The following is a 6,093-nucleotide window of genomic DNA, read 5'->3' as shown; positions in this document are numbered from 1 at the left end:
GACCATTTGCATCATAACTAAAGGTACTGGTAGTGCCATTACGTACTACAGTTAACGGCTTGTTTTGGTCATCGTAGGTTAAGGTCGCCCCATCGCCAGTTAAGCGATTACCATTGTTATCATAGGTAAAGTTGGAGGTTGCCCCCCCGCGAATAAACTGTCGTATTGCATTCGGACCTGCATTACCCCCTAAACCTTTACCCACGTTACCATACAGATAACCGCTGCCATAATCACCTTTGACCAGAATATTCCCCGCAGCATCATAGTCATAATTGACTGGCGCATACGTGGTGCCATTAATGGTTTTTGTGGCATTATCGACCCGCATCAGTTCATCGTAGGTATAATCCTCTGCAAAGCGGGTGATGGCATTTTCTTGCCGAACCAGATTGCCCATAGCATCGTAGTCATAGTTAAGATACTGAATACCGACCGTGCTACAACTGCCGTTATTACTGGTACAAATCGAAAGTGGAGAGCCAGCTTCATTGCGGAAGAATTGTTGTATCTTACCGTTGCTGAATCGTTGTTGATTGATACTCCCTAAGGCACTGTACGACTCAACTGTGCGTAGAGACAATTCACTGCCATCGGTAAAGCGTTGATAGTCTTCAATCAGATAACCGTTATCATCAAAACGGTAAGCAACATGCTCACCACTGGGGAATGCCATCGCTTTGATGCGACCAAATTGACTGTCGTAGGCGTACTTTTCCGTTAGGTTAAGGCCGCCCATTTGGGTGAAAGTTTGTATCATTCGCCCCACGGTATCGTAACTGTGGGTTTGGGTGTGCCCTGCGACACTGGCTTGATACAACTTGCCATTACCGACCGTGGTGTCATACACCCAAGTACGTGTAGTTTGAGTATTGGTTTGCTTTGTTTGTCTGCCCAGTTTGTCGTAGGTAAACGTGGTGGCGAGATTACGCGCATCAGTTTGGGTGGCTAACTCAGCAAACTGGTTGTAACTGAATAACCACTTACCCATATTGGGGTCATCAAACCATGCCTTGCGCCCCAAATCATCATACTGCGCAGTAATACGACTGCCGAGCACATCTTGAATGAGTACCGGTAAGCCTGCAGCATTATAGGCAAAATAGCTGTTGTGCCCTTTGGCATCTGTTGTACTCAGCAGTTGGCCCAAGCTGTTATAGCTGCGACTCATTTGGAGGTTAAAGTCCCCCGAAACACTGATGTCGGTTCGAATACCATCAACATAAGTGTATTGCGATTGATAGGAGACCATGCCATCGTCATGCAGTTTATGGCTGGGTCGCCCCAGCACGTCAAAGCCCTGATACTGCACGACTTCAGCCGTCCCATAGGATTGGGTTGGCCGGGTCTCGCTCACCAAATTGCCTCTAACGTCATATTGTTTTTCGGTAATAATATCCCCAGCAAATCCAGCCGTAACGGTCTTCACCTCTCGATTTAAGCTGTCAAAATAGACGATGGTTTCCGGTTGGCCGCTGCTGCGCTGCGTGACGCTGTAGGCATAATTGCCAGTTAACCATTCCATACTGCTATATACGGTTGGCGAAACGACTGTGACCCCTTTAGCGCTGCCGCTACTGGTGATTTTGCCGATAAAATTCACGGTATTGGTGGTGGTCACACCGTTGATATCTATCGAGGTGAGCACTGCACCGGTCAAGGGGTCGTATTGCGTTGTTGACGCCGCAACGCCCGGCCACTGGGCGTTAAATGTTTGATACACAAAGTAACCATCATTACTCATGGAGACTTGGGTATAGCGGTCACCGACCGTGGTTTTTAATGCATGCCCATAGGGGTCATAAGCACTAAATTGCGTCGTACTTCCAGTGCCGGTTAAGGAGCCAATACCCTCCACCTTAGTCGATGTGAGTGCCATCACACCCTGCTCATTGGTGCCATAGGTATGAGTGACTCTTTGTCCCGCTGCGGTGTTAGCCGGATTAAGCACGACACTTTCATGGGTTGTTTTATAGGCTACGGTTTGATTGGTGCTGCTCACCGTTGGCATTAACCACCCAAGACTATTTGTGAAGGCTTGGGTCGTGGCTTGAGTATGCAGCACCGTATTGTCTTCACTGGTAACCGTGTTTGAGGTCACTTGGCAGTGGGCATTTTTAAGTGTGGTCTCTTTGACCGTTGAAACTCTGGCACTTGGGTTAACAGTCCATTTTGTGGTCGTGCTTTCTTGAGGGTAAAAACACGCACTTTGGCCTACCACATAACTCCCAGATAAAGGGGCATTTTTCTGAACCGAATATTCGCTGAGCGTGTTATTGCGGCTATCGGTGACCTTTTTGTACTTCACCATCCCAGACCAAGGGAAGGTTTGTTCAAATTGAGTCAGAGTAGTGAGGCTTTCACTGTTAAGTGCATCGGTGCGCGTTTCAATGATGTCGCTAAATCCTTGAAAACCGCGTCCTGCGACATGGAAACGGGCATTTTTATAGCTGTATTGGGTGGTATCGACCCCGCCAACCCCATTATCGCTCTTTAGGGCTGATACCACTCGCATGGTGTTGGTGAAGTAAACATAAGGGTAATTTAATGTCGATTCAGCAACACTATAACGTTGCTTCAACTGGGTGTAATCCAGTTGGAGTTTCTGTCCCATACCAGTATTAACACTGTTGATAACGGTATCTTGTGTCGTTGCATGGGCAAAAGCCAAAAATCCTACCGGGTAACTACTTGGCTTGCCACCTTGCTTACTGCCATAGAACCAAGTGCGCTTGACTGCATCCGACTCAAAACCGACCCCGGAGACAAAATCGACGCGGCCATCGCCCGTTAAATCAATCGGTGATAAGGTTGCTAATGCGCCATAAATCGGTAATTGCACATCGGTAAAGGTTTTACCATCAGGGTTGGTGAGCAGTACGTTCCAGTACCACACATCATATTCATAAAATTTTGGCGCAGAAGCCCCATCTACCGCCGCACACGCTTCATTAGTGCTCCAGGCCCAACATTCGTAAGTATATTTTTTACGAAATCTATCAGGATACAGAATGTCTTGGCGGCCATCGCCGTTATAATCGACAAATTGAATAAATTGCTCATGCACATAGCCTGCAGGCCCTCCATGGAGAGGGTCCTCGGCAATCTTGCCACCATCAACCGTCCAAGCGAGCTCTTTCATTCCCGTGTTATAAGGCGCTTCAAATAATCCGGCGCCTTTGTTAATAATGATGTAACGAGTAAAAAAGTTGTCGGTACTTTTGACTTTGTGCAGGGTTAAAATATCGCTTAGCCCGTCACCATTCAGGTCCACCCATCGACTGGGGGTGGCGCGATACAGCGTATTGACACTAATGGCAAAGGTTTGGTTTTTCTCGATAAATGAAACCGTGTTATTCGCACGGTTAAAGACAACCTTGTACCATTTTAGCGTTGAATTAAATTGGCTTGGCGCTAAATCTGGCACGCCATCACCATCCACATCGATAGGAATTAACGGCTCTGCAGCGCTGACACTGAAACTGCCGCGATAATCAAAACCATCACCCACAGCTTTACGCTGGTAAGCCTTATAGGTGATAGTGAAATTACCGACACCGGCTTGCTTGTTGGTGGCTAATAGAATGTCTTTGCGACCATCCCCATCAAAGTCCATGACATGGCTAGTGCAAAATACATCTCCAAGCATTTGAGATACTGAAGCATAGCAAGTGGCATTAATCCCCGTGGAATAGGTGCGCTTGATGGCGCCACTAGGAAGTAAACTGGTGATGATTAACTGCGAATTATTATCGGTGTAGACAAAGTCATCAGCGCCATCAAGGTCATAATCAATGGCACCATTGACCATATTGCCACTGTATTCATTGGCAGCCGGGACGCCATCACCATTGATATCTCCAGCCCAGTTTTCAGTACTCTTAAACGGCAAAGTTCGATAACTGACCTTGGTGCCTGTACGAGAAAGATAGATACCATCTAATGGGATGGATAAATCTGCCACCCCATCACCGTCATAATCATTATCTTTGCGCACAGCCAAACCGACGGTGTAATTGTCATTGATGGCGGCAAGCGCATGATTTGTTATCAAGTTATGCTGATAACTGCGTTCAAGCCAACCAAAATCGGTATTCAAGCATTGACTGGGGTCGGTACCATCACAGTAAGATAAACTGGCAAGTCTCGCCGCATCATTAAGTGCTGTGGGATTAAGTGGCGCATAATTCAATAGCCACTGCGCTTTCACATCGCCGTCTATCAGTACATCAATGCCACTGATGCGTTTATTGCTAATACTATAGCCGCCCCAATGGTAGCTGGTTTCTGCGGGTACAGCCGTATAGTTAACGTGCACGCTGCGTGACCCTTGAACACCTTTATAACCAGTGTAATAAATGTCTTGAAGGTATCGATTCCCGGCAGAAGAGGTATCGTAAAAATACGAGACCTCATTACCATGTGAGTCTTGTGTAAGTTGTTGCAACCAAGATGACGTGACACTGACGCCTACAGGGGTAATCCTGCTATTGGCGTTGCTTCCTAAAAGATGATATGTGCCATTAGCTTCATACACTTTAAAGTAAACTGAACTCGTGTTGAGCGCGCCACCGAGCTGCTCAATAATAACCGTGGAATTTCGCTCCATTTTATAGAACGTGCCTGATGCCCCGTAAGCGCCTTGCGCACTCGAATTAGGCGGAGCTGTCACGAATTAAGTGACAGCGATGGCTGCACGCCATTTCGCCCCGGCGCGACTGTTAGCGGCACTGTGTAAGAAAACGCGCCACCATCAACCGTCGCTTGTCCTTGAATTTCGCCGACTAATTCATCAAACGCAGGTGACGCTAACGAGTTGCTGGCATCCGGGATAGTCGCAATACTGGCTAGGATTGATGATTGAGAGGGCGTTCCACCCGCAGGTGCCGTACCAACAAGCGTACTTGCACTGTAGGCGCTGCATGCCGTACCAATACAGGCATTGATGCGGTAGTAATAACCAGGGAGTGTCTTATTAGGGAGTTGCAATAATCGTTTGCTAGACCAATCACCGCTGCAAATATCACCCCCAACAGCAAACGTAGCATAGGCAGCTGTATTATCCGCTTGACCTAATCCCGTATAGATTGATGCCCAAGACTGATTATTGATGGATTCTTGGATATTAACGGCAGTGACAGAGCAATCAATACTCCAGCGTAATTCGACACGTGACGAAAAGCGACTACCGGAAAGAGAAGGTATTGCTACAGGTAAAGGAATACTTGGCAATATAGGGTCAATTTCAACATCAGGTTTTGTCAGCGCCGCCTCACTCGGTGCTACGCCAACCAGTCCACATAGTAATATTAAAGCGGCAAAAGATGAGTTACGGCGCTGTGTCCATAGCGGCAACATGGCATTCCCTTTAGTTTTAGTTCCTATTTTTGTCAAATGACAATACGAAAATAAACACATCTTGGCAACATAGAGTAAACACTTTATTTTATTTTTGAAATCGGGGGGGTAATCATGTTCTCTCATCGAGAATGAGCGGATTATTTTTAAGACGCAATACCGCTACACCAAGGCAATAGGGATGGTTTAACCATCCCTATTGCCTTGGTACACTTACATTTCAATGGATTCAGATATTCGCAGTGCATCTTCAATCTCAACACCTAAGTAGCGGACGGTGTTATCTAACTTGACATGGCCAAGTAATATTTGAATCGCTCGAATATCTTTCGTTCGACGGTAAATCAGCGTGGCTTTGGTTCGGCGCAGTGAATGCGTGCCGTATAATTCACTATTTTGGCCTAACTGACGCGCCCAGTTTTTGACTATAGCGCGGTAATAACTGTAACTCATCGGTTGATGAGCACATCTTGGGCTCGGAAATAAGTAATCCTCTGCGGTGAGCCGCTGTTCAAGTAACCAAGAGGTCAAACAATGTTGGGTTGGTGGCGTAATTTCAAACTGCACTTCACGGTGGGTTTTACGCTGTGTTAATCGCACTCGCGAATTGATGATGCCTGCAGAGGTAATGTCTTGAACCTGCAAATGCAGTAAGTCACAAGCGCGCAATTTTGAATCAATCGCTAAATTAAGTAACGCTAACTCTGCAATATTATGCTCTAACTCTAACCGAGT

3 protein-coding genes are annotated in these 6,093 nt (G+C 46.7%); all 3 read right to left on the bottom strand.

The window, feature by feature from the left end; all coding sequences use genetic code 11:
- The coding region (locus Q4Q49_RS21795; protein WP_312000425.1) for a SpvB/TcaC N-terminal domain-containing protein at positions 1-4,609 on the bottom strand (4,609 nt) is incomplete at its 3' end.
- A gap of 59 nt (positions 4,610-4,668) precedes the next feature.
- Complete coding sequence (locus Q4Q49_RS21790) at positions 4,669-5,358, bottom strand: hypothetical protein (RefSeq protein WP_312000424.1); 690 nt, start codon at positions 5,356-5,358, stop codon at positions 4,669-4,671.
- 213 nt (positions 5,359-5,571) lie between these two features.
- A partial coding sequence (locus tag Q4Q49_RS21785) for a tyrosine-type recombinase/integrase (protein ID WP_312000423.1) occupies positions 5,572-6,093 on the bottom strand: 522 nt, incomplete at its 5' end.

Origin of the sequence: Shewanella sp. SP1S1-7 (assembly GCF_031932105.1) — a bacterium.
Lineage (GTDB): Bacteria > Pseudomonadota > Gammaproteobacteria > Enterobacterales > Shewanellaceae > Shewanella > Shewanella baltica.
This window is presented reverse-complemented; position numbering and strand designations above follow the sequence as displayed.